This window comes from Shewanella sp. 1CM18E, from assembly GCF_023161665.1.
Classification (GTDB): domain Bacteria; phylum Pseudomonadota; class Gammaproteobacteria; order Enterobacterales; family Shewanellaceae; genus Shewanella.
Genome location: NZ_JALNTW010000024.1, coordinates 1 through 26443 on the forward strand (window position 1 = coordinate 1; position 26443 = coordinate 26443).

Genomic DNA, 26443 nt, shown 5'->3' on the forward strand with positions numbered 1-26443 from the left:
CGACATTAGCTCAGTTGGTAGAGCGATACCTTGCCAAGGTATAGGTCATCGGTTCGAACCCGATATGTCGCTCCAATCTTCCTCTGCACATTCTCAAATATCTCAAATCAAACCTGAATCCTGAATAAAACCAAAATATTTATGCGGCATTAGCTCAGTTGCGCTCGTAGAAATGTTGATACCTTTTTTTTGCCAAGGTATAGCCCTATTTTTTATAAGCAGCCGGTTCGAACCCACTCTTTACAAAATCAAAAGTTCGCTTCAATCTTACCCATAGTCATTCCTAACTAAATCTCAGCTATAACTCCTAATAAAGTCTCAAAATGTTTATTTGGCATTAGCCTCAGTTGCGCTCGTAGAAATGTTGATACCGTTTTTTGCCAATCTATAGCCTGCTTACATAAACTGTCGATAAGAACCCACGCCCTATAACATCACCGTTGTTCAAACCTAAAGCCGCTAAAGTTTTCTCCAAAGCTATTTTTATCGTGTGATCAATGTTGTGTTTCTTTAACAAACGCTAAACTAAATAGCTTTGCTAGGACTAAAACTTGATGTTGCTCAAATTTATGGATGTTTTTTCATACCATAATCAATACAGAGTAATAATTCAGCAGCCTATTCGAACAGGCTATCTAGGGAGTGATAGATGCGAATTCAACAATTGAGTGAACTTTTAGACTATGTTGTGTCATGTCGTATAGAGATGGCAAAGCTCTATGGACGACTGCATGCTCAAGCTGACTCTTCTAGAGTGAAGTTGATGCTGGAATACTTTCAGCAACATGAGCGAGAAGCCGCAGAGAAGTTAGAAAACTATATTGATGATGCTCCCAAGAGAGTGTTAGATACTTGGTATAAAGACATTGTATTTGAAGACTTTATCGCTAGATGTCAGAAATTGAATTTGCCTGGAAATATGACAGAAGAAGATGTGCTTGAGCAGCACTTGGTGCTAGATAACCTTTTAATCGATCTGATTGAGAAAACGGCAGGTTCTTCAGCAACCCTAGAAACCAAAGGCGCTTTAGAAGATCTTGTCAGAGCCAAAAGAACCCAGCAGCAGCGCCTAGTCCATAGCAGTATTCGAATGGATGATATTTAAGGCTAATTAGTTTGATGATAATAAGGCACCGAAAGGTGCCTTTTTTGTCCTAAGGCTATAAATGATTTGATTATAATTGGCCAAGATCACATTTAGGCGTAATCAAAGCTGCCAGCTTTTCATATGTAGTTAATCCACGACTTATAAGCTATTACAGTATCTGTAAAGCAGAATTAGGAGCTGAGAAATGAGTGAACTTAACCGACTATCAACACCGTTATATCTGAGTCAGCAAGTCAGGCAAGCTGAAATGGATGCAGTTGATAATGGTGGGGTGAGTTTATACCAGCTTGTGGAGAAAGCGGCACTTGCTGCTTTTGAGTTATTGCAAGCTCGCAATCCTTTGTGCAGCGATGTTTTAGTCTTAGCTGGGCATGGCAATAATGGTGCAGATGCATTTGTCACAGCAGCATTATTACTCGAAGCCGGCGTTAATGTGCAGCTACAGTGCAGCAAGAGTCGTAATCCAAGTGATGAGTTAACTTTGGCAATTAAGCGCTTTAGTCAAGTAGGCGGTATCATTGGTGAGTTTAATCATGCCGATATCAATGATGCTTGCATCATAGTTGATGGACTACTGGGGACTGGTATTCGTGGTGAATTATCTACTGAATACGAACAAATCATAAAAGCGGTAAATCAAAGCGCAGCTTGGGTATTAAGCCTAGATGTGCCATCTGGCATAGATCCTGACACCGGCTATTATGATGCTATCGTCATTGAGTCTGATTTAACGCTAACTTTTGGCGCAATAAAGCAAGGTTTGTTAACTGGTAAGGCTCGACATTGTTGCCCTGAGATAGAACTTGCCGATATCGGACTCACTGAGTTTTTACCTAATCCAAATGCATGGCAAGTTACCAAGCTAGCACTCGAGGGATGTTTTTTGCCTCGCAGAAGAGATGCACATAAAGGTAGTCACGGTAAGGTTTCTATTATAGGCGGTGACTATGGTATGGCTGGTGCTGTGCGTCTTGCTGCTGAAGGCTGTTTACGCAGTGGCGCAGGATTAGTGACGGTAATATCAAGACCTGAACATCAATTTATTATCAGCGCGACACGACCTGAGTTAATGTTTTGGGGCTGTGAGTTAGTTGATATGGAGGTTTACCTAAAGTTAGGCTGGGCATCAGTGCTTGTTATTGGTCCAGGTCTTGGCACCAACGATTGGGGTTATAACTTGCTTAAGGCGGTTGATTTAACGGATAAGCCCTGTGTTATCGACGCAGACGGTCTAAACCAATTAAAAACAGTGCCCATGACGGGCAAAAATTGGGTACTCACGCCACATCCCGGCGAAGCGGCAAGGCTTTTAGGGATAACAACCGCGGAAGTAGAGCTTGATAGGTATAAAGCCGCTAGACAATTGCAACAAAAGTACGGCGGTGTGGTCGTATTAAAAGGAGCAGGCACCATTATTTGCGATGAGGCCAATTGTGTTGTAGCTGCTGTTGGTAATCCAGGATTAGCGAGTGGCGGCTGTGGTGATGTACTTGCGGGGATTATTGGCGGTTTAATGGCGCAAGATTTTACTAACTTTGAAGCGGCTTATTTGGGCGTTATTATTCATGGTGAAGCGGCTGATATTGCCGCAGTATCTGGTGAACGAGGTATGTTAGCCAGTGATTTAATGCCTTACATTCGCCAGTTAGTTAATCAAATCTAGTTTAGAAATCTAGGTGATTAGGTTAAAGTACCGCATTCTACCAGTAATGCTATTAGGGCGCTTTTCGATTCGGAATGAACACGCAATCAATGATATTAAATTTAAAAAACGAACAAGATACTGTAGCGCTAGGAACTAAGCTTGCGGCTCTGATTACTCCACCGTTAACTATCTATTTAAGTGGCGATCTTGGAGCGGGTAAAACCACATTCAGTCGTGGTCTGATCCAAAGCTTAGGTCATGAGGGAGCAGTAAAAAGTCCGACATATACCTTGGTTGAACCTTATGAATTAAGTGGCCTAGATGTGTATCACTTCGATCTATATCGTTTGTATGATCCTGAAGAATTAGAGTTTATGGGGATCCGTGATTATTTCACTGAGCGTAGCCTTTGTATTGTAGAGTGGCCGGATCGTGGTCATGGTTTATTACCTGCTGCTGATATACATATTCATATTAAATATGTTAATACTGAGCGAGAGGTGGAATTACAAGCACTTTCGTCTGTAGGTGAAAAGATATTAGCGGCTTTAAATAATAATGATAATAAACAGTAATATATTTAGATTATTTTTACTTTTAGTTAGTCTTGGGACATCATTTTTTGCGCAGAGTGCCAATAAGCTCGATAGCGTAAGAATTTGGGCTGCGCCGCAATCGACACGTCTGGTATTTGACTTAAGTCAGTCGCCTGATTACAGCTATTTCACTTTGAAAAATCCAGATCGCTTAGTGGTAGATTTGAAAAAGTCTTCTAGCAAAGTCGATCTTGGAAAAATCAAAAATAACAGCAAACTGGTTAAAAAAGTCCGTAAAAGCACGCCGCCTGAAAAAGGCACTTTACGTTTAGTTATTGACTTAAATAAACCCGTTAAAGCGAGTTTATTTGCACTGCCACCAACAGCCCCTTATGGCAATCGCCTAGTGGTTGATCTTGATAGCGGTAGTGCCAAAGCAAAACAACCTGCTATTAGTAAACCTAAAACCACAACCAAATTACGAGATGTGGTTATTGCTATTGATGCTGGTCATGGTGGTGAAGATCCTGGCTCAATTGGCCCAACCGGGATTTACGAAAAGAAATTAGTGTTAGAAATATCGAAAAAAGTTGCCCAAAAAATTAATGCCACTCCAGGTATGCGTGCAGTGATGACGCGTACCGGCGACTATTTCGTTAATTTAAATAAACGCTCTGAAATTGCTCGTAACAGCAAAGCCGATCTGCTTATTTCTATTCACGCAGATGCATTTACTTCACCTCAACCCCAGGGCGCCTCTGTGTGGGTGTTGTCTATGCGACGCGCAAACAGTGAAATTGGTCGTTGGTTAGAACAAAAAGAGAAGCATTCAGAACTACTCGGCGGTGCAGGCGAAATTATTCAAAATACTGATAATGAGCAGTACCTTGCGATGACGTTGCTTGATATGTCTATGGACCGTTCAATGGCAATTAGTCACAATATTGCTGGTGATGTATTGTCGAACTTAGGGCGTGTGACAAAATTACACAAACATAAACCTGAGTCTGCAAGTTTTGCGGTGCTTAAATCACCAGATATTCCTTCTATTTTGGTAGAAACAGGCTTTATTTCTAATCCAAAAGAAGAGCGTTTATTATCGCAACGAGATCACCAGAACAATGTTGCTAATGCTATCCATAAAGGTGTGCTGAAGTACTTCGAACAAAATCCGCCAGTGAATTCATTATTGGCGAGCAAAAGTAGCATCGAGCACAAGGTACGTAGTGGTGAATCTTTATCTGTCATCGCCCAGCGCTATCAGATCTCGGTTAGCAAACTTAAGCAAGCTAACAACCTTAAATCAAATAGTATTCGAATTGGTCAAAAACTGATAATTCCAAGAGCTTAGGCTGTATTAAGAGTAAACCATGGCTATAGAAAAGTTACCGCCACAACTTGCAAACCAGATCGCTGCTGGAGAAGTTGTTGAACGACCAGCGTCAGTGATCAAAGAGCTCGTTGAAAACAGTCTCGATGCGGGGGCAACTCGCGTAGATATCGAGATTGAAAAGGGTGGTGCAAAACTTATTCGAATTCGAGATAACGGCTCAGGGATCCCTAAAGAAGATCTCAGCTTAGCTTTATCTCGACATGCCACCTCTAAGCTTAAATCCCTTGATGATTTAGAAGCTATTTTAAGTTTTGGATTTCGCGGCGAAGCGCTGGCAAGTATTAGCTCGGTTTCACGGCTTATTTTGACCTCGCGTACAGCAGAGCAAACAGAAGCTTGGCAAGCACACGCAGAAGGGACCGAGATGGCAGTTAAGGTTTTACCTGCTGCGCATCCAGTAGGCTCAACAGTTGAAGCGGTTGATCTGTTTTTCAATACGCCAGCTAGACGCCGTTTCTTAAAAAGCGATAAAACCGAATTTACCCATATTGATGAGTGGTTAAAGCGTATTGCGTTGGCAAGACGTGATATTCACTTCACCTTAAAAAATAACGGTAAAACGGTTCGAAATTATCGCCCAGCCAATACCGAAATCCAATATGTTCAGCGTTTAGGTTCAGTTTGCGGTAAAGCTTTTGCTGAAACCTGCTTACGTATCGAGTGTGAACATAACGACCTAAAATTAAGTGGTTATTTACAATCACCAAGCGCTGCAAATGGCTATAGTGAGACCCAATATTTTTATGTTAATGGGCGCTTGGTTAAAGACCGTTTAGTTAACCACGCGGTGCGACAAGCTTTTGCACAGTTTGCTGAAGGTGTGTCGCCAGGCTACGTGTTAATGCTCGACCTTGATCCTCATCAAGTTGATGTTAATGTGCATCCGGCCAAGCATGAGGTGCGTTTTCATCAAAGCCGTTATGTACATGACTTTATTTTACAAGCTTTGCAATCTGCAATGTCGCAATCTATGCAGATATTGCCAAGTAGTGATAACGAAGCACTTTGGGCTGAGCAGCAAGGAACCACTCGGGGCGCAGTTAGTGAGCATAGCACTGTGCAATACCCAGATGAGCCTAGCGGCCAAAGTTTGAATGATCATGAGCATAAGCCTCGAGAGTCTTACGCTTCTTCAGAGGTTCGTGACAGTCAATCTGGAAGAAGTCAGCAAGATTACTCTAGTGGTTCAGGCTCAAGCTCGAACTACCGTAGCCCGCTAAAATCAAGCGCGCGCTCAGAGGTTAATTTACCTTCTCAAAGCAGTATTCGTGCTTATGGTGAGCTGCTAACAACTCAAGGCTATCAGCAACAAGATACATCGGCTAGCGCTGCAAATAGCCAGCAAAATCATACTTATTCTGGTCACGTACCCGCAAGGCAGAGTGGTATGTTGGCCGATGACGCTAATGTCATTACTATGCCTGCAGTTATTGCCGGTGAGTATTGGCTGTTAGCAAAAGAGGATAAGATTTCTTTGCTAAAGATAGCGCTGGTGGCAAATGTCGCGATGAAAGCCGAGATAGCTGCAAAATTTGCTCAAGGGCTTGTTGGCCAGCCGCTATTGATGCCAGTCGCAGTCACTGCCGATAATGACTGGCAGTCACTTATCGAGGAGCGTGAGCAATTACTGCGAAAGTTAGGCATTGAGCTATCTATTCGTTTGGGGCAGTTGATTATTAAGAAAGTGCCCCCATATCTAAGAGATAGCCAATTGGCGAGTCTGATCCCAGAGTTATTGCAATGGATTAGATTTGAGTTACCCAGCGATGAAGCCCTAGTTAAGTGGTTGGCGCAGCAAGGCGCTAATCGTTTTACCTCTGCAAAAGAGGCGTGGAATGCGCTCAATACGTTGCCTGAAGAAACGCAGCGTGAGCTTTATAGTCAATCTCAAGAATTACCTTGGGAGCAATGGATAAAAGAAAAGTCACAGTGAGCGATAAAAAATCACAAAAGGTTATCACTTTAATGGGGCCAACAGCCTCAGGGAAAACCGCATTAGCGATTGAGCTTGTAAAGCAGTACGACTGTGAAATTATCTCAGTAGACTCAGCGTTGATCTACAAAGAGATGGATATTGGCACCGCAAAGCCAGATGCTGCGGAACAAGCTGCAGCGCCGCATAAACTGATCGATATCATTGATCCACTGCAGAGCTATTCTGCCGCAGACTTTAGACGCGATGCGCTAGCACAAATAGAAGATATTCTTAGTCGTGGTAAAACACCGCTACTTGTTGGCGGTACCATGATGTATTTCAAAGCGTTGCTGGAAGGTTTGTCGCCTTTACCAGCGGCTGATGAAGAAGTAAGAAAACAAATTGCAGACGAAGCTGAGTCGCTTGGTTGGCAGGCGATGCACGACCAATTAAGAGAAATTGATCCTGTTTCTGCAGAGCGAATTCACCCTAATGATCCGCAGCGATTAGCACGAGCATTAGAGGTTTATCGCATCTCTGGTCAGTCTTTAACTGAGCTGACAAAAATTAAATCTGATGCATTCCCTTATCAAGCTGTGCAATTTGCGATTGCACCAAGTGATAGAAAGGTGTTACATAGGGCTATAGAGAAACGATTTAACACCATGTTAGCACAAGGGTTTACCAGCGAGGTTGAGCAATTAAAGGCTCGCGGTGATTTGCATTTAGATCTGCCCTCTATGCGTTGCGTAGGATATCGTCAGTGTTGGCAGTATCTTGATGGTGAGATTGACTATGAAACTATGGTCGAAAAAGCTATTGTTGCTACTAGGCAATTGGCTAAGCGTCAATTAACATGGTTACGCGGTTGGCCCGATTTAATCTGGCTAGAAAGTGGGGCTGAAAATAATCTTGCTACAGTAATGCGATATACTCGCTAGCTAATTAGCTGTAGCTGTATAATACTAAAACCAAAGATAAAAGTTTTAGTATGCTTAGAATAACTATTAATTTTAATTAAAAAGGAAATTAGAAAATGGCAAAGGGGCAATCTTTACAAGACCCGTTTTTGAACGCATTGCGTCGTGAACGCGTTCCAGTATCTATTTATCTTGTTAACGGCATTAAGCTACAAGGACAAGTTGAGTCTTTCGATCAGTTTGTTATTTTGCTTAAAAACACTGTGAGCCAAATGGTTTACAAGCATGCCATTTCTACAGTGGTGCCTTCACGTCCATTTAACGTGAGCAACCACCAAGCGACAAACGCTCAAGCTGGCTATAACGCACAGCATGACGATGGCGACGATAAGTAACTTGTTAAGGAGATTGCTTTTTGTTTGATCGTTATGAGGCGGGAGAGAAAGCGGTACTTGTCCATATCGACTTTACTGATGATAACAACCGAGAAGATTTAGACGAACTAAAGTTGCTCGTCGACTCGGCAGGTGCTCAGTCAATTGGAGTGATCTCAGCAAGTCGTCGTTCACCTGACCGCAAGTTTTTTGTTGGTTCAGGTAAGGCAGAAGAATTGGCTGCGATGGTTGCGGCTACTGATGCCAATGTGGTGATTTTTAATCACGCATTAAGTCCAGCTCAAGAACGAAATCTTGAGCAGTTGTGTCAGTGCAGGGTACTCGACAGAACGACTTTGATCTTGGATATTTTCGCTCAACGAGCGCGAACATTTGAAGGTAAGTTACAGGTGGAGCTAGCGCAATTGCGCCACATGTCGACACGCCTAATCAGAGGTTGGACGCACTTAGAACGTCAAAAAGGTGGTATTGGTCTGCGAGGACCAGGTGAAACTCAGCTAGAAACGGATAGACGTTTGTTGAGAGGCCGGATCAGCACCATTAACCGCCGTTTAGCAAAAGTTGATAAGCAACGCGACCAGAGTCGCAGAGCCAGACAACGAAGTGAGATGTCGACAGTGTCGTTGGTTGGTTATACCAATGCTGGTAAATCGACACTGTTTAATGGCTTAACTTCGTCGGATGTTTACGCTGCAGATCAACTTTTTGCGACGTTAGACCCAACGTTACGTAAATTAGATTTACCTGACGGTGATGTGGTTTTAGCTGACACCGTTGGATTTATCAGGCATTTGCCCCATGATTTAGTTGCAGCCTTTAAGGCAACACTGCAAGAGACACGACAAGCAGATTTGCTTTTGCATGTGGTTGATAGCGCAGATGAAAATATGGGGGATAACTTTGAGCAAGTGCAAAAAGTGCTCAAAGAAATCGATGCCAATGAAATTCCACAGTTGATCGTTTGCAATAAAATCGATCTATTGGATGAGGTAAAACCTCGCATCGACTACGATGATGAGGGGACACCGATTAGAGTCTGGGTTTCTGCTCAGCAGCAAAAAGGCTTGGAATTAGTTGAAGAAGCGATTAATCAACTCGTTGGTAAAGCGGTTCAAGAGCTAACCTTGCAAATCCCAGCTTCGGCAGGGCATTATCTCGGCCAGTTTTATAAACTGGATGTAATACAGCAGAAAGCGTATGACGATCTGGGGAACTGTATGATCTCTGTTCGCTTATTGGATGCCGACTGGCGCCGATTAGTAAAACAGAGCCAAGGTGAAATAGAGACTTTTGTGGTCGACCCAGTCGTCGCATAATTAAGTATTTTAGTAATCTCGTTTATTTCATACACTTATGGAGTACTAAATGGCTTGGAACGAGCCCGGTAACAAGGGTCAAGACCCTTGGGGAAATGGCAATAAAGGTGGTAATGATAAAGGACCACCGGATTTAGATGAAGTTTTTCGTAACCTTTCGAAGCGCTTTGGCGGCAAAGGCAATGGCTCTGGTGGCAGCGTAAGCGGTGCTAGCTTAGTTATTGTTTTGGTGATCGCGGTTGTTGTATGGGGCCTTTCGGGCTTCTATACAGTAAAAGAAGCTGAAAAAGGTGTTGCGCTACGTTTCGGTGAATATATCGGTGAAGTCGATCCTGGTCTTCAGTGGAAAGCCACTTTTATAGATGAAGTGACACCGGTAAACGTACAAACAGTGCGCTCTATCCCTGCATCTGGCAGCATGCTAACAGCTGATGAAAACGTGGTTTTAGTACAACTTGACGTTCAGTATCGTGTTAGTAAGGCAAAAGATTACCTGTATAGCGTAGTTGATGCGGATGCCAGTTTGCGTGAAGCAACTGACAGTGCGTTACGTTACGTTATTGGTCACAACACAATGGATGATATTTTGACTACAGGTCGAGATAAAATTCGTCGTGATACTTGGGATGAAATCGAACGTATTATCAAGCCATATGAGCTAGGTATTACGGTTGTTGACGTTAACTTCTTGCCAGCTCGTCCGCCAGAAGAGGTAAAAGATGCCTTTGATGACGCGATTGCCGCGCAAGAGGATGAGCAGCGTTTCATTCGTGAAGCTGAAGCATACTCTCGTCAGTTAGAGCCAAAGGTTCGTGGTACTGTACAGCGTATGGATCAACAGGCTATTGCTTATAAGCAAAGAGTCATTCTAGAAGCTAAAGGTAAAGTGGCTCGTTTTGAGCAGCTATTGCCTGAGTATCAAGATGCACCAGAAGTAACTCGTGAACGTATGTATTTCGATACGATGCAAGAAGTTATGAGCGGCACAAACAAAGTGCTTATTGATGCTAAAAATAGCGGCAACTTAATGTATCTACCGTTAGATAAGTTGATGCAAAACAGTCAGTCTAATAAGTCTGCAAGTGCTAAGAGCAAACCGGCTACGCCTGTTATGTCAGTTAATAGTACAACTCATAATAACAGCAGCATGCCACTAGATGGTCGTCCATCGCGTGGTGAACGCTCGTCGGGGAGGAACTAAGCAATGGGTAGATTTACATCGATTATAGTAGCAATACTTATTGCTATCTCTTTGACTTCAATTTTAGTGGTGAATGAAGGCGAAAGAGCGATTGTTTCTCGATTTGGTAAAGTGCTTAAAGATGACGGCGTAACTCGCGTTTATAGCCCAGGTCTTCACTTTAAGATCCCTATGCTTGATAAAATCAAGTTTATGGATGCAAGGGTGCAGACATTAGATGGTGCAGCAGATCGCTTTGTTACTTCTGAAAAGAAAGATTTGATGGTCGATTCATACGTGAAATGGCGCATTAAAGATTTCGAACGTTACTATCTTTCTACCAACGGTGGTATTAAGGCGAACGCAGAAACGTTACTACAGCGTAAAATTAACAACGATCTTCGTACAGAGTTCGGTCGTCGTACGATTAAAGAAATCGTATCGGGTAGCCGTGATGAGCTGCAATCAGATGCATTAAAGAATGCAGCTGAAAGCGCTGAAGATTTAGGTGTTGAAGTTGTAGACGTGCGAGTTAAGCAAATTAACTTACCTGCAAACGTGAGTACTAGTATTTACCAGCGTATGCGTGCAGAACGTCAAGCTGTGGCTAAAGAGCACCGCGCTCAAGGTCAAGAGCAAGCAGAGATCATTCGTGCTAAGACAGATGCAAGTGTAACCATTCAAACTGCAGAAGCAGAGCGTAAAGCACTGACTACTCGTGGTGAAGGTGATGCTGAAGCTGCTAAGATTTATGCTGATGCATATACTAAAGACCCAGAGTTCTTTAGCTTCATGCGTAGTTTAGATGCTTACAAAGCAAGTTTCTCTGGCGACAAAGACGTCATGGTTCTTGAGCCTGATAGTGAGTTCTTTAGATACATGAATAGCTCAACTGGCAAATAGTCAGCTTTATAGTTAATTAAAAGGCCTAACACTTAGTTAGGCCTTTTTTGTGTCTTAAAATCGCCATATTATTTACTAGCGCTAATTCCTACCTATTGAGTCAACTATTGCATTATAGCCAGCAAAAAAATCACTAATATGAGCTAAGTTGCTAATTTAGTGGACTATGAATGAAATATTTTGCAATGTTCTGCTACGAAATTTTAGCGATTATGTTGGTTCAGATGCGGTCTTTTTATGCAGAAGTAGCACTAAAAGCAACATAGTTAACTAAGTTGAGCGTTTTAACTATGATCTGGTTCTAATTTTTGGCTATAATGAGCCGCGCTTCAAGTTTAGGATCCGATTTAAGTTCGATTCAACTTAGAAGAAGACAGATAAAACAAAAATTCCAACACTCTCTGGAGACAAGTGGATGAGCAATGCGCCAGTCGATACCGGACGTCGCAGATTTCTGACCGCAGCCACCGCCGTAGTTGGTGGTGCTGGTGCCGCTGCTGTAGCGGTTCCGTTTATAAAGTCATGGAATCCGAGTGCCAAAGCGAAAGCAGCAGGTGCGCCGGTAGAAGTAAACATTAGTAAAGTAGAGCCAGGTCAACTTATTCGAGTTGAATGGCGTGGTAAACCTGTATGGGTTGTTCGCCGTACGCAGGAGATCTTGGATGGTCTGCCAGCAATCGATGGTCAACTTCGCGATCCAGACTCTGTAGAACCACAGCAGCCTGCATATGCACAGAATACTGTTCGTTCAATTAAGGCTGAGTTTTTCATAGCCGTTGGCCTATGTACTCATCTTGGTTGTTCTCCAACTTACCTACCAGACACATTTGGTGAGCAAGTAGAGGGTGTCGCTTCAGGCTTCTTCTGTCCTTGTCATGGTTCTAAGTTCGATATGGCTGGTCGTGTATTCCAAGGTGTACCAGCGCCGTTGAACTTGGTTATCCCACCGCATCAGTATCTTGATGATAGCACTGTGCTAATTGGTGTTGATAAAGGAGCAGCGTAATGGTTAAGAACATTGTTAGCTGGATTGATGAACGCATCCCCATGACTGCAACCTACAACCGTCATGTAGGCCAATATGCGACACCATCAAATTTTAACTTTTGGTACTTCTTTGGCTCATTAGCCATGCTAGTACTTGTTAACCAATTACTGACAGGTATTTGGTTAACCATGAATTACGTACCAACAGCCGAAGGTGCATTCGCATCTATCGAATACATCATGCGTGATGTTGAATACGGTTGGTTACTCAGGTATATGCATTCCACGGGGGCCTCCGCTTTCTTTGTGGTGATTTATCTGCATATGTTCCGTGGTCTTATCTATGGTTCATACCAGAAGCCAAGAGAACTTCTGTGGCTATTCGGTATGCTTATCTTCCTAGTGTTGATGGCTGAAGCATTTATGGGTTACTTGCTACCTTGGGGACAAATGTCTTACTGGGGTGCACAGGTAATTATTTCATTGTTTGGCGCAATCCCAGTTATTGGTGATGACCTAACATTGTGGATCCGCGGTGACTTTGTTGTCTCTGGCGCAACCCTAAACCGTTTCTTCGCCTTGCATGTAATTGCATTGCCACTAGTGCTTGTTGTGTTGGTGTTCTTACACCTAATTGCATTGCATGAAGTGGGTTCAAATAACCCTGACGGTATCGAAATCAAGAAGAACAAAGATGAAAATGGCTGGCCAAAAGATGGTATTCCATTCCACCCTTACTACACAGTTAAAGACATCATGGGTGTTGCTGGCTTCCTAATTGTTTTCTGTTATGTGTTGTTCTTTATGCCTGAAGGTGGTGGTTACTTCCTTGAAAAGCCGAACTTTGAAGCGGCTAACCCGATGAAGACACCTGAGCATATTGCACCGGTTTGGTATTTCACACCTTTCTACGCAATCTTACGTGCTATCCCTGATAAGCTGATGGGTGTTATCGGCATGGGCTTGGCAATTGGTGTGCTGTTTATCTTGCCATGGCTAGACCGTTGTAATGTTAAGTCAATCCGTTACCGTAGCTTGACGCACAAATTGAACATCAGTCAGTTTGCAGTTTCATTCTTAGTATTAGGTTACTTAGGTGCAGTACCAGCGACTCCAGCTCTAACAATCGCTGCGCGTATCTTCACGATAACTTACTTTGGTTTCTTCTTGTTCCTATGGATTTACAGTAAGAACGAAAAGACTAAGCCTGTACCAGAGAGGTTGACACACTAATGAAAAAACTACTTATAGCATTAGTTGCATTGGTTCCAACACTAGCGGTTGCCGCTGGTGGTGGCGCCCCACTTGATAAAGCCAATATCGATCTTAATGATACTGAGTCACTGCAACGTGGATTGGAGTTATTCCAAGAAAACTGCGCAGGTTGTCACAGTACTCAATATCAACGCTATGGCCGCGTTGCTGAGGATTTAAATATCCCGATTGATGAGATGCGTGCTAAGTACCTTCCTGAAGGCGCTAAAATTGGCGAACTAATGGAAAATGCCATTCCTGACGCTGACGCGGCTAAATGGTTCGGTGCGGCGCCACCGGATCTAACTTTGGTTGCTCGAGTGCGTGGTGAAGATTGGATTTACTCTTATCTGCATGGTTTTTATAAAGATGAAAGTCGTCCATTTGGCGTAAATAATACAATTTTCCCAATGGTTGGTATGCCGCATGTACTAGAAGATCTTCAAGGTCTTCCGGTTAAACAAGAAGATGGAACAATTGTCGCTAGTGGTGGAGCATTATCTGCCGAAGAGTATGACCAAGTGGTTCGTGATATCACAGGATTCTTGGTTTACTCAGGTGACCCTATTAAGCTAGAGCGCGAAAGACTAGGTTGGTGGGTGTTAGGCTTCTTATTTATTTTCTTTATTGTGGCCTACCTCTTAAAGAAAGAGTACTGGAAAGATGTACACTAACCTAAAATAAAGGTTAGAATGTATTATCCGCAAATTGTAAACGGGGAGCCTTGCTCCTCGTTTACGTTTGCATTTTTTGCTTTTTACTTGTGAATCCCGGAGGGTATCAATGGCTGTTGCTGCCAATAAACGCTCAATCATGACCCTGTATTCAGGTGCAGACGACCTTTATAGCCACCAAGTACGTATCGTGCTTGCTGAAAAAGGTGTAACAGTTGACGTTCTGCAAGTTGATCCAAATGAGATCCCTGAAGACTTGATCGAGCTTAACCCGTACAACACAGTGCCAACTTTGGTAGACAGAGAGCTAGTTCTTTATAACTCTCGTATCATTATGGAATACCTAGATGAGCGTTTCCCTCATCCTCCACTAATGCCTGTTTATCCGGTTTCACGTGGTCAAACGCGCCTATGGATGCACCGCATCGAGGAAGACTGGTACGCACTTGTAGAGCGTATCCGTAAAGGCGACCGTGCTGATGCTGCTCGTAAAGAGCTTCAAGAAGGTCTTACTGCTATCGCACCAATCTTCGGTGAAGTGCCTTACTTCATGAGCGAAGAATTTGGCTTAGCGGATTGCTATCTTGGCCCATTATTATGGCGTTTACCTGTACTAGGTATTGAGCTAGATAGCCGTACAGCTAAAGATATCAAAGCTTACATGACACGTTTATTCGATCGTGAATCATTTAAAGCATCTTTGACTGAGACTGAGCGCGAAATGCGCATGGGTATCTAATGAAAGAGCTAACCCCGAACCGTCCATACTTGCTGCGGGCTTATTATGATTGGTTGATGGATAACCAGTTAACGCCCCATGTTGTTGTAGACGCTTATGTGCCAGGCACGCAAGTTCCACAGCAATATGTTAAAGATGGTCAAATTGTACTGAATATTACTGAAAGTGCTGTAGGTGGCCTACAGATCACTAATGAGTTTATTGAGTTCAGCGCGCGTTTTGGTGGAGTTCCTCAGCAGGTGCTATTGCCGATGGCTTCTATTGTAGCTATCTATGCCAGAGAGAATGGCGCAGGTACAGTCTTTGAGTTAGAGGAAGCTTATCAGCTTGACGATGACATCGAAGAAGAATCGGGACTTTCAGTAGTGAAAGAGCCGGTTGCCGAAACCGGCGAACCTGAAACCGAAACTGCAGAGGCGAAAGAGCCTAAGCGTCGCGGTCACCTTACTTTGGTGAAGTAAATCTAGTTTATTAGGTTTAAGATATTTAAAAGCCAGTCTATCGACTGGCTTTTTTGTGCCTGTAAATTAGGGATTATTTATCGCACTTGATCGCAGCTAAAAATTAATCATCTCTGAGCTCTTAGGTTTTGTAGACAAACTATGCTCCCAATCTGTCCACTTGTGACTATTTGTCCTTTCTGTCATGTAATAATAAGTCGTCATGTCGTAATTGGTTTTTTATAGGGTGATGACTGTCTAGACTTGAGTTTTTCAACAACTTCTCGTCGCAGAATAAGTCTAAGATACGCGCGAATTTTTGGCTAAATAACATTCCACATAAGTTAGCTTGGCCACTACAACGAGCAGATCGGAGTCTTAGGTGATCAAAACAAGAAATACTAAAATCGCAATTATCATCAGCGGCCTACTATCAAGCCAAGCCGTAATGGCTAACGAAGCTAATGACGTGTTTTCACTTGGTGAAATTGTCGTATCAGAGCAAACCGGTGTTAAAGATATCGCTATCAACAACACTATGACCGCAGAGCAGATCGAACTGATTGGTGCAAAAACGGCTGCCGATGCTTTGGATTATGTGCCAGGTGTCCACGTTGCTCAGTCGAGTAAAGGTGAGAAGTTCCTGACTATACAGGGTTTTGAACAAGATAAGGTACTTATCCTGCTTGACGGTGTGCCATATTACGAAACTAACTATGGCCAGTTAGATCTTAACCAAATTCCAGCTAACATCATTGCTAAGATTGATGTGGTAAAAGGCGCATCTTCAGTGCTTTACGGCCCAAACGGTATGGGCGGCGTGGTTAACATTATCACTAAGAAAGGCCAAGAAGGTGTTAGTGGTGACATTAACGCTTCATTCGGTCAAATGGGGCAAAACCACCAAGCAGGTTCAATCAGTCTAGGTAAAAATGGCTTTAGCTTATTTGCTTCAGTTGATCACCGCGGCCGTGATGCGATGCGTATGTCGAATGACTTTGAGCCTGTTCTTTCAGACATCAAAGACAAGTTTGGCGATCTGCCTAAGCAAATGGTCGTTGAAGATGGTGGTAAGCGCGATAACTCAGCTTATGAATCGACTAACATCTGGGTACGTGGTGGTTACGCCAATGAAAGCACAGAACTTTTTGCCAGCGTATTTAGCCTAGACTCTGATCGAGAGCTGCCATACAACACTCGCTATAACAAAGTGTTTAGTGATTTTAGTAGCTTTGCTGATATTTCAGAGTACAAAGATACCGGTATGGATCTAAGTGGTTTACATCGCGTAAATGATTGGCTAACAGTGCGTGCATTAGGTTATTACCACATGCATAACGACAGTTATGATTCATACGATAATCCTGATAAAGATCTTAAGTTAGCAACCAGTAGCTACAGTGACTACACTGCCGGTGGTGCTCTGTTTACCGACATGGCATTAGCAGACTGGAATAGCTTAAGCCTGTCTGTTAACTATAAAAATGATGTGCACAAAAAGAAGAATGTTGCCTACGTTGATGTAGACCGTTCTCACGGGTATGAGCGCTCTCAGCTTGATACTATCAGTGTTGCAGCCGAAGATACTATGACCTTTGGTGCGCTAAATGTGGTTGCAGGTATTGCTTGGCATAAGCAAACGATTGTTGAAGATCGTGGCAATGATGCAACACCGGGTGAAGATGGTTCAGATACCTTAGATCCTATGTTAGGTATGAGCTACACCTTTGATAATGCGGGTCTTGTTTACGGTTCTATCGCACAAAAAACGCGTTTTGCTACTTTCACCGAGATGTTTGACGATACCGGTGCACGTCACGATCTAAAGCCTGAACGTAATACGAGTTACACCTTAGGTTGGAAAAATGACTTTAGCCACAGTTTGTTAAATAGCATCGACGTGGGTCTGTTCTATCACGATATCAGTGACAAAATTGTTGAAACCTACCTACCAGATCCAAATGATCCAGGTTGGGATCTTGAAGTTTACCAAAACATTGGTAAGTCAGAGTTTTACGGTATTGAGATCAGCACCTTAAGCCAGCTGACTGAAAACATCAGCTTATCACTTGATTACACTTATACTCACGCACGTAACAAGAGCGAAAACCGTGACTCTGATTACTTCCGTGATATTCCAAAAGATTCAGTTACAGCGATCGTTAACTGGTACCAGCCTTGGTTAGATATTGATAGTAACCTACGTGTTCGTTACCGCACTGACATCCTAATCGACGAGCGCTCACAAGAGTGGGAGTCTGATACCTTAACTATCGATATGGGTATTAAAAAGGCCATTACACCGCAGCTTTCTGCTTATGTGAACCTTAATAACCTACTCGATGAGTCGCACTACGAAGGATACGGCCAGCCAAACGAAGGTCGTTCTTATGAAGTTGGCGTAAAGTACCGCTTCTAAGGAATTGGAATGTTAGACAGACTATTTAGTGCTGTTGTCATTCTCCTTTGTGGTCTTTCAAGTGTATCGGCGGCGCCGATACACTTGGTCGATCAACAAGGCCGTGAGGTGGTGCTGTCAAAGCCTGCCTCACGCATTGTGACGACGTTTACCCCTGCAAACCTTTTCTCTCTAAGCCTTGGCCTTGAAGATCAATTGGTCGGTATTGGCGGTAGTACCAAGCATTCGCCATTTATTAATCGTATTTTAGGTGAACGAGAGCCTTTAGTGATCGGCAGTCGCTCGGCTGGAACTAGCTTAGAAACTATCGTCGCATTAAAGCCGGATCTGGTTTTAGTCTTTGGTAAAAAAGATGGCTATAGATTGGCAGACCGTCTGACCTCATTAGGTATTGCTTGCTTAGTTATTCAGCCTGAAAGCTTTAAAGATAGTGAAGTTGTGCTGTCGTTATTAGCAAAAGCAACGGGCACAGAAGACAAGGCGGCTAAGATCGCGGCTGAGAACCAGCGTTTAGCAGAGATTATTGAAACTGGGTTGAAAGGGCTAAGTGACGATCAACGCTTAAATGCGTATTACGCCAATAGTTCAGATCTATACCGTACCGCCAGTGAGCAGATGTTTCAACATCAGCTAATGGCTGTTGCAGGTCTTAAAAATGTCGCAACAGGAGTGCCTGGCTTTTACCCTAAAGTGAATGCAGAGCAGTTACTCCTTTGGCAGCCGCAATTGCTTGTACGCGAGTCTAATGATTCGACCAAAGTTGATGAGCAACTTAAAAAGTCACTGATGACGCAAATTGCTGAGCTACCGCAGATCAAAATACCTAAAGGCAGTTTCTGGGATATGCCGTCACCGATGGCAATGGCAGGGGCACTTTATATTGCGGTTAACGCTTACCCTGAACGATTTAAAAACATCGATGTAGATGCCGAAATCGCTCACTACTATCAAGTCGCCTTTGGTGATGCTTGCCTGTCTCCGCTGCAAGAGATGAACCAATGTTTGTAGCAAAAACACGCGCGCTACAACCGGTTCAATGGCTTGGCGTGGCCATTGTAGTTGGTCTGGTGGGTCTTTGTGCTGGGCGTTTTTCGATTAACCCCAGCGACTTATTCAGCGCTATTCAAAAGCTGCCGTCCGTATTAGGTAGCTTATTACTTACAGGGCAAGTGCCAGATAACTTAACCCAAGAAGAAAGGGTTATTTTGTTGATCCGCTTTCCGCGTTTATTGACAGCTCTGATCGTTGGTGCAGGTCTTGCCGTATCTGGCGCCGTGTATCAAGGTGTGTTTCGTAACCCTTTGGTGTCACCGGATATTTTAGGCGTAGCTTCAGGCTGCTTGTTTGGCGCAGCTATGGGCTTGATCCTGCCAGGAAGCAGTTGGTTGATGGTGCAGTTATTAGCTTTTGCTTGCGGACTCGCCGCTACTTGTGCAGCTATGTTCATGGCAAAGCGCTTTGGTAGCAACAGCCTACTGCTAATGATTATGACCGGCATTATTGTTGGTTCGATATTTGGTGCTGGCTTGACCATGTTAAAAGCATTAGCCGATCCCTATGGCGAGTTACCTGCGATTGTATTTTGGTTAATGGGCTCTTTGTCGGTAAGTAGTTGGAGCACGGTCGCACAGCTTATAGTGCCTGTGGCTGTAGGTTATGGGCTTATTCATACACTGCGTTATCGACTCAATGTGCTCTGCTTAGGTGATAGTCAATGCCGTAGCCTTGGGGTTGAGCCTGCAAGGCTGCGTATGGTGCTGATAGTAATTAGTTCATTTATCGTGGCTTCATGTGTGGCAACTGTAGGCTCTGTCGCTTGGATAGGCCTAGTGGTGCCACATATGGTGCGCACCTTCACTGGCGCTAACAATATGCGCTTAATCCCGTTATCGACTGCAGTTGGCGCCATGTTTTTGCTACTAGCAGATAGCGTTGCTAGGGCGAGCTTTAGTATGGAGATCCCCATTGGCATTGTCACCTCATTGGTTGGTGCGCCTTTATTTGCCTTCTTACTGTTTCGTTTTCGTCAGGGAGGCGCGTATTAATGCTAGCGGTTGAGAATGTGAGCTTTGCTGTTGCGGGCAAGCAACTATTACAAGGTGTCAGCTTTGAGCTGGCGGCAGGCGAGTTTTTAGCTGTTCTAGGCGCTAATGGTGCGGGTAAAACGACACTAATGAATTGTCTGTGTGGTTTAAATCAACCAAGCAAAGGGCGAGTTAAGCTGAATGGTCAGCCGTTAAACAATATGACTCGTGCAGAAATAGCACAGCAGATGGCATTAGTGCCGCAGCAACAAGAAACCGCCTTTGCTTTTACTGCGCTGGAAATGGTGGTAATGGGACGGACGCCGTTTTTATCAACTTTTGAATCACCTTCAGAGCAAGACATTCATGACGCTAAAAGAGTTATGCAGTTGCTTGATGTCGGCGGTTTAGCCAAGGCGGACTATAACCGCTTATCAGGTGGCGAGCGTCAACTGGTTATGCTCGCCAGAGCCTTGTTTCAGAGTGAGCAGTTATTGCTGCTTGATGAGCCGACTAACCATCTTGATTATCGCAATAAATTTCAAATTCTTTCTCAGGTCAAACGCAGTTGTGTTGAATCTAACACCGCAGTGATTGCGATTTTGCATGATCCAAATCTGGCTCAGTTATACGCAGACAAAGTGCTGCTGTTGGAGCACGGCAAGGTATTGGATTACGGCGAGCGCAGCGCTGTAATGACCAGTAAAAATATCAGTCGACTATATGGTTTGGCTACAGCCAGCTATCAAGTTGCCTCGCAGGAGTTTTTTATGCCGCAAAACGTATTGGGCTTGAGCCTCAGCAAAGTGCTGATTGTAACTGGTGAAAGCGGTAGCGGGAAAACCACCGCTTTAGCAGCATTCATTGAGCAGTGCCAACAGCAGCAGATTAAATTAAAAGGCATGCTTTGCCCCGGTGTAATGAAAGATGGTCGCCGTTTTAGTAGCGACATTGTTGATATCGCCACAGGTGAGCGTTGTCTATTTGGCCATCGTACTGGCGTGTTAGATAAGAAAACCGGCACTCGTTTTAGTTTTACTGAAGCCGGATTGGCCCTTGGTTTACAAGCCCTTGATCATAATAACGTTAACCAAGGCGATATCTGTATAGTCGATGAAATTGGCCCGATGGAGCTTGGTGGCCAAGGCTTTGGTAAGCAAATCGCGCCACTACTCGCAGTGGCAAATAGCCGCCATATCTGGGTGGTACGGCCAAACTTGATTGAGCAAGTTTGTCGCCATTGGTCGCTGCATAACCCTGAAGTTATCGATATTGAAGATGCGCATTTAGCACAAAAGCTTATGCAGTTTATTAACGCAGAGACTGCAGCTTTTGTAAGTGAGCAAAGCCAATGAAAGATGTCAGCTTGAATCAAACGAGTACACTTGAGCAGCGCTTTATCGCTGCGCGTCTTGCCTGTGTGGTCGTGCTCGCGTTGTCGGTGACAACGCTGACCTTAATTAATGCCAATAGCTTGCTATTTCCTGGTAGTAGCGTGACAACATATTTAGTGGTCACAGCCATTGTTAGCTCGTTAGCTGTGTGCATTTTACCAATCCGTAATGCTTTACAAGCTCGCTATGCATGGATAGTTAGCGGCTTTGCGCTATTGCTACTTATCTATAGTAAAAACCTTGAGCCACCAATGGGTGACAGTGCCATGCTGACATCCCTTTGGGCACAACTATTCTTCCTTTCTCGTCCCATTGCACTAGGTTTAGCTATCGCTGCTTGTGTGGGGTACTTATTGCATGCATTCGGTCGTGATGTGCGATTAGAGAGTCATAGTCATCTATTGAGTCTTCTTGCCGGCACAGCGTTTCTTGGCGGCGAAATTGCGGGGAGCTATTGGGCATTTATCGGCTGGGGGCGCAGCTGGAGTTGGAGTGGCCACTTCTTTTTCTCGGCGCTGACTTACCTGTTATTTATCTTAGTGTTTCACCTACCAAAAGCTTGGTTTGCTAATGGTAAAGCGCTGGCATTAGGCAAGGCTGCGGTGCTTGGTTTTATTTGTGTATTGATGTTGGGGTATCGCCTGTCATGACAATGAACTGGTTGTTTTCAATGCGGTTAGCTTTTGTATTGCTATTGCTGCTGTCGGTGTGGTTTGCCCTTGGCGTTGCGATGAGTGAACAAGATGTTTATCGCCAAGTATTACGCTCACTTAATGAACTGCCTATGTCGCAGTGGATGCAGAGTTTAGCCAACGCGCCTATTGTGGCAAGTTGGCTGGCAGGGCTATTTGGTTTGATGTTTCTACTTGGGTTAAACACTGCACTTTGTTCTTGGCGCGATTTGTTGCCAACTTGGCGTCATAAGCGCTGGCGCAGTCCACGGATCATGATGCTGCCGATCCATATCCTGACCTTGTTAGTGTTCATCTTTCATGGCGTCGACTTAGTGTTTATTCATGGTCACGACAGTGTTGTGTTGCATCAAGGAGAGCGTTTTAACAGTGGACGCTACCAAATTGAGTTAGTCAAAGTTGATTATCGCAACGATGTTAGTCAAATCATCGAAGATGAAGCAGGTTTTAGCCCGGCAGGTCGCATCACACGTCGTAGCGTAGAGGTATTCGATCCGCGCATAAACAATGCTTATTTTAAGGTAAGCAATGGCGAGCAAACCGTCAGTGGTCATGCTGGTTTTCTGCGTCCATTCAACTGGGGCGATCTGTATATCACGGTGACGGACTTTCGTGTGCCATATCAACAGCAGGCAAAAGGGGTGCAAGTTAAGGTGCTAGCGGTACATAACCCGCTGATTAACTATTTCTTTATCTGTTACTGCCTATTGCTGCTGAGTTTACTGTTACAAGGGTTGGTGTTTTGGCGTCGTTCAATCAAAAAAGGGGGCCGCAAATGCTAGCTCGAGTTTATATCGGTTTATTGGTCGCCTTTAGTGTATTGCCGCTCAACGTTAATGCGACTGCAGCAGTGACAGACTCAAGCAGTCAGTTAGCTGAACGCTGGCGCGAACAAATACAACAACCTGTGATGCAAGCAGTGCAGCTTGGCGAAGAAGCTGCTGCATGGCAACAGCAAAAAGCACAGTCTTTGTCGCAGCAACAACAAGACTTGGGTGAGCTTTACTGGACTGAGTATCAGCTGCAAAAACAGCAAAGATACTTAGCCTCATTGCAAGCTGAGGTTGCGCAGTTGCAACAAGACATTGCCACGATAAGCGCATTAAAGCAGGAGCTCGAGCCACAGCTTGAGATCTGGTATGCCATGTTGGAGCGTCAAGTGAGCAGCGATCTTCCGTTTGACTTTGATGAGCGTAAGCGTCGCTTAGCATTTTTACGTACTGCAATGGATAGCCACGATCTGCCATTAGCCGAGCGTTTTAGACGGCTCCTTGATGTGATGACCATCGAGGTTGCTTATGGTTATGGCCAGCAGTTAACCCAAGAGGTTATCGCAATCGATGAGCAACCAGTGCAGGTTAATTTATTGCGACTAGGACGTTTATCTTGGTTTTATATCACTCCAGATGAACAACATTTAGGTTGGTTTGATATTGAGTCCCGTCAGTGGCGGCCATTACCTGTTGATCAACAAGGTGACATTAAAGTAGCCATGGCTATCACAGCTAATAAACAGGTGGCGCAAATTGTGAGCCTTCCATTAGGGGGGCAAGAGCAATGAGAACTGTGATTGCAATTTTACTATTTAGTGCCTCTATTCAAGCTTTTGCTCAAGACCAAGCTTTTGCAAGTACTCAAGTGAGCAAAGCTGCTGGTCATTATCAGCAGCAAAAGACTCAAATCGATAAGCGAGCAGCAGATATCCGTCAGCAAAATGCAGTTTGGGATCGTCAGTTAAAGCAAGAGATCGATGAGGTAAAATCTAACCAACAAGCGTTAAGCGCAAGGTTAGCCAGTAAACGCGCACAATTAACAGCATTAAATGAGCAATTAGTCGCACTTACTCAGCAAAAGCGGCAATTAACCAGTAGTTATCAACTCGCTGTTGATGATATGCAGTTGGTTCAAGGGGCTTATCAAAAAGCGCTGAGTAGCTTATCGCAGCAATGGCAGCAAAGCCCTACCAGCTTAGTTGAAGTGCAACGAGAGCCAAGTTTAGCTGTCGCTAAGGCAAGCTCTGGTTTTCCAAGTCTGAAGCAGCTTAATGAGCTTGTTGATTACGCTGTTGACGATATGCAGATGACCGCACAAGTTGCCCGTGCTTCAGCAGCAATAAGTCAAGCAGATGGCAGTGTTAGCACCAAAGAGCTATTTGTCATTGGTGGCTTAATGGCGGTAACAGACACTGATTTACCGAGCTTCATTGCTTTTACTGACAAACTGCCAACCGCTATTACACCTGTTGATAGTGATGTTAGCCAGCGACTCAAAGCGTGGATAGATGGTGAAACTCAACTAGTGGCAATGGATTTAAGCCAAGGCCGTATGCTGCCAAGCTTGGCGCAAAAGCAAAGCCTTGGCCAATGGGTAAAAGATGGTGGCGAAGTTTTGTGGCCAATTCTTATTTTGGCAGCGTTTGGATTACTGATAGCCCTCTGGCGTGCGGTTGTCTTACTGTATTGGCGGCCATTAGCTCAGCTTGAAAACGATGCTAGTACTAAAGCAGATCTGCAACAAATTAAGCAGCAACTACAGAGTGTGTCTCGAGTGCCCGCAGCGAAAGTACTAGCCGATGCCATTGTTGAGGGCAGTAGTGTTGACGCAATGGATCAGCGACTCAAGCGGTTGATGTTGAGACAGATGACGCAATTTGAACGAGGCCTTGGCTTTATTGCGCTACTTGCTGCAATGGCGCCGATGCTAGGTTTGTTGGGAACAGTTTCCGGCATGATTGAAACTTTCCAATCACTTACTGAATTTGGTAATAGCGATCCTAAGTTGCTGTCACAAGGGATCAGTAAAGCACTGATTACTACTCAAGCAGGCTTGCTGGTGGCATTGCCTTTATTGTTACTGCATTACCCGTTAAAGCGCCGCGCTCAAGCGTTAAGTTTGAATATGGAGCAGCAATCAGCCTTGTTACTAGCACTCAATCTTGAGCAAGGGGCAGGCCATGGTTCAAAGTAGTGTTATAGCATCACTAGCGCATTTTCTTAATGCTGTTTTAGGCTTTATTGAGCTTGGTGGCATAGTGATGTGGCCGCTATTTATCTGCTGTTTATGGATGTTGTGGTTAGTGAGTCGCGCTTTATTTAAAGAGTCTAGCTCAGATTTGGATAAAACTGGCCTAACAACCGAGTGTGATTGGCTTAATCAGCGCTTGCGTTTGTTAGCATTAAGACAAGCTCAAGCTCAGCAGTATGGCGATCTTCAAGGGGTTAAATTGCTGGCTATGGTGGCGCCGCTACTTGGTTTACTCGGTACAGTGAGCGGAATGATCGCCATGTTTGATGCGGGTGCTAATTATGGCTTTCACGATCCTGCGGTGATCTCAGCCGGGATCTCCATGGCAATGGTGACCACGCAAACAGGTTTATTTGTCGGGTTAACTGGCGCCATATTAGCCTTTTTCTGGCAACGAAAATTGAATCGTGTCGATACTAATTTATTAGCAGGGGGCACTAATGCTTAGCGATCGATTTAGACAAGATAAAGATCCTGAAATCAATATGACACCCATGCTGGATGTGGTGTTTATTTTGCTGATTTTCTTTATTGTGTCGACCAACTTTGTGCAGCAAGCGTCAGTTGAGATCAAGCGTCCTCAAGCCAGCATGGCAACCAGTGTTGATGGTAGTCCTATTGTGGTCACGCTCGACACTACAGGCCGGGTTTACTTTGAGTCGAAAGAGATCGATATTTACTATCTACCGGGAAAGCTGCAAAAAATTGCCAGTCAAACGCCAAAAGCCAAACTCTTGGTGGTCGCCGATACTAACTGCCCAACCGGAGTAACAATTAAAGTACTCGATATTGCTAAACAGGCAGGCATTAGTTTTAGTTCTGTCGCGTCAGAGATCCAATAATGGCTACGGTGCAATTGAAAGTGGTTGGGGTTAAGTCCGTAAGGTTTATTTTATCGTTAATGGCAACGATTTTACTTTGCTACTATTTACCCAATAGTTTAAATCAAAGCCAAACAGTAGGGCTGCTGAGTCAGCAGTTTGAGCCACAACCACTGCCCTTGTTACCGCCAAATAAACCGCGCCAATCTGAACCTGAAAAAGTGCAGTCAAAACCAGTAACCGCAAGTGCGGTAACGCCGATTTCAAGCAGTATGCCGATTATGCCAACCGTTGCCGATATGCCGTTGCAAGTGCCTGTTATGGCAACCCCTACATTAAACGGCTTGAGTTTACCTAGCATTGCTCCGGTTATTGCTGGGATCAAAGATGTTGATAAAGCGCCTGAATTGCTACGTTTTATTCAGCCAAAAATGCCTGTCGCTGGCCGTAAATTTAAGCAAGGCGGTAAAGTCTTACTGCGGCTGATTGTGGAGGCCGATGGCGTAGTGAGTCAGGCTGAGGTGTTAGAGGCTGAGCCCAAACAAGTATTTGATCAATCTGCGATAGAGGCGGCGCGTAAATGGCGCTTTAAGCCTGCGGTATTAGCAGGTGAGGCGGTTAAGGTGTTTGTTGATGTACCGATTAATTTCAAGGTGAGTTAGTG

Annotated in this window: 26 protein-coding genes; all 26 read left to right on the forward strand. The window is 44.2% G+C overall.

Annotation, left to right across the window (positions count from 1 at the left end; all coding sequences use genetic code 11):
• Positions 1–649: 649 nt before the first annotated feature.
• Positions 650–1105 carry a hypothetical protein gene (locus MSG37_RS20100; RefSeq protein WP_248472480.1) on the forward strand — a complete coding sequence of 152 codons (456 nt, stop codon included), beginning with the start codon at positions 650–652 and terminating at the stop codon, positions 1103–1105.
• 187 nt (positions 1106–1292) lie between these two features.
• Positions 1293–2771, forward strand: coding sequence for an NAD(P)H-hydrate dehydratase (locus tag MSG37_RS20105; RefSeq protein WP_248472482.1), 1479 nt, complete (start codon positions 1293–1295; stop codon positions 2769–2771).
• Positions 2772–2845: 74 nt separating this feature from the next.
• Positions 2846–3328, forward strand: coding sequence for a tRNA (adenosine(37)-N6)-threonylcarbamoyltransferase complex ATPase subunit type 1 TsaE (gene tsaE, locus MSG37_RS20110; protein ID WP_248472484.1), 483 nt, complete (start codon positions 2846–2848; stop codon positions 3326–3328).
• Entirely contained in the window at positions 3312–4640 is a 1329-nt protein-coding gene (locus MSG37_RS20115; protein WP_248472486.1) for an N-acetylmuramoyl-L-alanine amidase, read from the forward strand. The genes tsaE and MSG37_RS20115 overlap by 17 nt, the downstream gene beginning before the upstream one ends.
• A 19-nt stretch (positions 4641–4659) precedes the next feature.
• Positions 4660–6615, forward strand: a complete 1956-nt coding sequence (mutL, locus tag MSG37_RS20120) for a DNA mismatch repair endonuclease MutL (protein ID WP_248472488.1) — start codon at positions 4660–4662, stop codon at positions 6613–6615.
• Positions 6591–7538, forward strand: a complete 948-nt coding sequence (miaA, locus tag MSG37_RS20125; protein ID WP_248472489.1) for a tRNA (adenosine(37)-N6)-dimethylallyltransferase MiaA — start codon at positions 6591–6593, stop codon at positions 7536–7538. The genes mutL and miaA overlap by 25 nt, the downstream gene beginning before the upstream one ends.
• A gap of 95 nt (positions 7539–7633) precedes the next feature.
• Entirely contained in the window at positions 7634–7912 is a 279-nt protein-coding gene (hfq, locus tag MSG37_RS20130; RefSeq protein ID WP_028766005.1) for an RNA chaperone Hfq, read from the forward strand.
• A gap of 20 nt (positions 7913–7932) precedes the next feature.
• The gene (gene hflX / locus MSG37_RS20135) at positions 7933–9228 is read left to right on the forward strand and encodes a ribosome rescue GTPase HflX (RefSeq protein ID WP_248472491.1); all 1296 of its coding nucleotides are present in this window, start codon (positions 7933–7935) and stop codon (positions 9226–9228) included.
• A gap of 49 nt (positions 9229–9277) precedes the next feature.
• Positions 9278–10429, forward strand: a complete 1152-nt coding sequence (gene hflK, locus MSG37_RS20140) for an FtsH protease activity modulator HflK (RefSeq protein ID WP_248472493.1) — start codon at positions 9278–9280, stop codon at positions 10427–10429.
• A gap of 3 nt (positions 10430–10432) precedes the next feature.
• Positions 10433–11311, forward strand: a complete 879-nt coding sequence (gene hflC, locus MSG37_RS20145; RefSeq protein ID WP_248472495.1) for a protease modulator HflC — start codon at positions 10433–10435, stop codon at positions 11309–11311.
• 415 nt (positions 11312–11726) lie between these two features.
• The gene (gene petA / locus MSG37_RS20150) at positions 11727–12317 is read left to right on the forward strand and encodes a ubiquinol-cytochrome c reductase iron-sulfur subunit (RefSeq protein ID WP_248472496.1); all 591 of its coding nucleotides are present in this window, start codon (positions 11727–11729) and stop codon (positions 12315–12317) included.
• Complete coding sequence (locus MSG37_RS20155; protein WP_248472498.1) at positions 12317–13531, forward strand: cytochrome bc complex cytochrome b subunit; 1215 nt, start codon at positions 12317–12319, stop codon at positions 13529–13531. The genes petA and MSG37_RS20155 overlap by 1 nt, the downstream gene beginning before the upstream one ends.
• Entirely contained in the window at positions 13531–14226 is a 696-nt protein-coding gene (locus MSG37_RS20160) for a cytochrome c1 (protein WP_248472500.1), read from the forward strand. Before MSG37_RS20155 ends, MSG37_RS20160 begins: the two co-directional genes overlap by 1 nt.
• A gap of 109 nt (positions 14227–14335) precedes the next feature.
• Complete coding sequence (gene sspA / locus MSG37_RS20165; protein ID WP_012156731.1) at positions 14336–14965, forward strand: stringent starvation protein SspA; 630 nt, start codon at positions 14336–14338, stop codon at positions 14963–14965.
• Positions 14965–15426 (forward strand): ClpXP protease specificity-enhancing factor, encoded by a 462-nt coding sequence (locus tag MSG37_RS20170; protein WP_248472501.1) that lies wholly within the window; start codon positions 14965–14967, stop codon positions 15424–15426. The genes sspA and MSG37_RS20170 overlap by 1 nt, the downstream gene beginning before the upstream one ends.
• 361 nt (positions 15427–15787) lie before the next feature.
• Positions 15788–17824, forward strand: a complete 2037-nt coding sequence (locus MSG37_RS20175) for a TonB-dependent receptor (protein ID WP_248472503.1) — start codon at positions 15788–15790, stop codon at positions 17822–17824.
• A gap of 9 nt (positions 17825–17833) precedes the next feature.
• Entirely contained in the window at positions 17834–18832 is a 999-nt protein-coding gene (locus tag MSG37_RS20180; protein WP_248472505.1) for an ABC transporter substrate-binding protein, read from the forward strand.
• On the forward strand, positions 18823–19869 hold the full coding sequence (locus tag MSG37_RS20185) for an iron ABC transporter permease (RefSeq protein WP_248472507.1): 1047 nt from the start codon (positions 18823–18825) through the stop codon (positions 19867–19869). Before MSG37_RS20180 ends, MSG37_RS20185 begins: the two co-directional genes overlap by 10 nt.
• On the forward strand, positions 19869–21203 hold the full coding sequence (locus tag MSG37_RS20190) for an ATP-binding cassette domain-containing protein (RefSeq protein WP_248472508.1): 1335 nt from the start codon (positions 19869–19871) through the stop codon (positions 21201–21203). The genes MSG37_RS20185 and MSG37_RS20190 overlap by 1 nt, the downstream gene beginning before the upstream one ends.
• Positions 21200–21892, forward strand: coding sequence for a hypothetical protein (locus MSG37_RS20195; RefSeq protein ID WP_248472509.1), 693 nt, complete (start codon positions 21200–21202; stop codon positions 21890–21892). Before MSG37_RS20190 ends, MSG37_RS20195 begins: the two co-directional genes overlap by 4 nt.
• 20 nt (positions 21893–21912) lie before the next feature.
• Entirely contained in the window at positions 21913–22716 is an 804-nt protein-coding gene (locus tag MSG37_RS20200) for a hypothetical protein (RefSeq protein ID WP_248472510.1), read from the forward strand.
• Positions 22710–23495: a DUF3450 domain-containing protein gene (locus tag MSG37_RS20205; RefSeq protein WP_248472511.1), complete on the forward strand. Its 786-nt coding sequence runs from the start codon at positions 22710–22712 to the stop codon at positions 23493–23495. Before MSG37_RS20200 ends, MSG37_RS20205 begins: the two co-directional genes overlap by 7 nt.
• Positions 23492–24901 (forward strand): MotA/TolQ/ExbB proton channel family protein, encoded by a 1410-nt coding sequence (locus MSG37_RS20210; RefSeq protein ID WP_248472513.1) that lies wholly within the window; start codon positions 23492–23494, stop codon positions 24899–24901. The genes MSG37_RS20205 and MSG37_RS20210 overlap by 4 nt, the downstream gene beginning before the upstream one ends.
• On the forward strand, positions 24888–25406 hold the full coding sequence (locus MSG37_RS20215; protein WP_248472515.1) for a MotA/TolQ/ExbB proton channel family protein: 519 nt from the start codon (positions 24888–24890) through the stop codon (positions 25404–25406). Before MSG37_RS20210 ends, MSG37_RS20215 begins: the two co-directional genes overlap by 14 nt.
• Positions 25399–25800 carry a biopolymer transporter ExbD gene (locus MSG37_RS20220; protein WP_248472517.1) on the forward strand — a complete coding sequence of 134 codons (402 nt, stop codon included), beginning with the start codon at positions 25399–25401 and terminating at the stop codon, positions 25798–25800. The genes MSG37_RS20215 and MSG37_RS20220 overlap by 8 nt, the downstream gene beginning before the upstream one ends.
• On the forward strand, positions 25800–26441 hold the full coding sequence (locus MSG37_RS20225; RefSeq protein WP_248472519.1) for an energy transducer TonB: 642 nt from the start codon (positions 25800–25802) through the stop codon (positions 26439–26441). Before MSG37_RS20220 ends, MSG37_RS20225 begins: the two co-directional genes overlap by 1 nt.
• The last annotated feature ends 2 nt before the right edge of the window (positions 26442–26443 follow it).

Bases quoted from the DNA above. Each gene is read 5' to 3' on its own strand.
- MSG37_RS20205 (WP_248472511.1), top strand. From the start codon at position 22,710: ATGCTAGCTCGAGTTTATATCGGTTTATTGGTCGCCTTTAGTGTATTG.
- MSG37_RS20170 (WP_248472501.1), top strand. From the start codon at position 14,965: ATGAAAGAGCTAACCCCGAACCGTCCATACTTGCTGCGGGCTTATTAT.
- hflC (WP_248472495.1), top strand. From the start codon at position 10,433: ATGGGTAGATTTACATCGATTATAGTAGCAATACTTATTGCTATCTCT.
- MSG37_RS20155 (WP_248472498.1), top strand. From the start codon at position 12,317: ATGGTTAAGAACATTGTTAGCTGGATTGATGAACGCATCCCCATGACT.
- miaA (WP_248472489.1), top strand. From the start codon at position 6,591: ATGGATAAAAGAAAAGTCACAGTGAGCGATAAAAAATCACAAAAGGTT.
- MSG37_RS20180 (WP_248472505.1), top strand. From the start codon at position 17,834: ATGTTAGACAGACTATTTAGTGCTGTTGTCATTCTCCTTTGTGGTCTT.
- MSG37_RS20220 (WP_248472517.1), top strand. From the start codon at position 25,399: ATGCTTAGCGATCGATTTAGACAAGATAAAGATCCTGAAATCAATATG.
- MSG37_RS20210 (WP_248472513.1), top strand. From the start codon at position 23,492: ATGAGAACTGTGATTGCAATTTTACTATTTAGTGCCTCTATTCAAGCT.
- hflK (WP_248472493.1), top strand. From the start codon at position 9,278: ATGGCTTGGAACGAGCCCGGTAACAAGGGTCAAGACCCTTGGGGAAAT.
- tsaE (WP_248472484.1), top strand. From the start codon at position 2,846: ATGAACACGCAATCAATGATATTAAATTTAAAAAACGAACAAGATACT.
- MSG37_RS20105 (WP_248472482.1), top strand. From the start codon at position 1,293: ATGAGTGAACTTAACCGACTATCAACACCGTTATATCTGAGTCAGCAA.
- MSG37_RS20185 (WP_248472507.1), top strand. From the start codon at position 18,823: ATGTTTGTAGCAAAAACACGCGCGCTACAACCGGTTCAATGGCTTGGC.
- MSG37_RS20200 (WP_248472510.1), top strand. From the start codon at position 21,913: ATGCGGTTAGCTTTTGTATTGCTATTGCTGCTGTCGGTGTGGTTTGCC.
- petA (WP_248472496.1), top strand. From the start codon at position 11,727: ATGAGCAATGCGCCAGTCGATACCGGACGTCGCAGATTTCTGACCGCA.
- MSG37_RS20115 (WP_248472486.1), top strand. From the start codon at position 3,312: ATGATAATAAACAGTAATATATTTAGATTATTTTTACTTTTAGTTAGT.
- MSG37_RS20190 (WP_248472508.1), top strand. From the start codon at position 19,869: ATGCTAGCGGTTGAGAATGTGAGCTTTGCTGTTGCGGGCAAGCAACTA.
- MSG37_RS20195 (WP_248472509.1), top strand. From the start codon at position 21,200: ATGAAAGATGTCAGCTTGAATCAAACGAGTACACTTGAGCAGCGCTTT.
- MSG37_RS20160 (WP_248472500.1), top strand. From the start codon at position 13,531: ATGAAAAAACTACTTATAGCATTAGTTGCATTGGTTCCAACACTAGCG.
- mutL (WP_248472488.1), top strand. From the start codon at position 4,660: ATGGCTATAGAAAAGTTACCGCCACAACTTGCAAACCAGATCGCTGCT.
- hfq (WP_028766005.1), top strand. From the start codon at position 7,634: ATGGCAAAGGGGCAATCTTTACAAGACCCGTTTTTGAACGCATTGCGT.
- MSG37_RS20225 (WP_248472519.1), top strand. From the start codon at position 25,800: ATGGCTACGGTGCAATTGAAAGTGGTTGGGGTTAAGTCCGTAAGGTTT.
- MSG37_RS20215 (WP_248472515.1), top strand. From the start codon at position 24,888: ATGGTTCAAAGTAGTGTTATAGCATCACTAGCGCATTTTCTTAATGCT.
- sspA (WP_012156731.1), top strand. From the start codon at position 14,336: ATGGCTGTTGCTGCCAATAAACGCTCAATCATGACCCTGTATTCAGGT.
- MSG37_RS20100 (WP_248472480.1), top strand. From the start codon at position 650: ATGCGAATTCAACAATTGAGTGAACTTTTAGACTATGTTGTGTCATGT.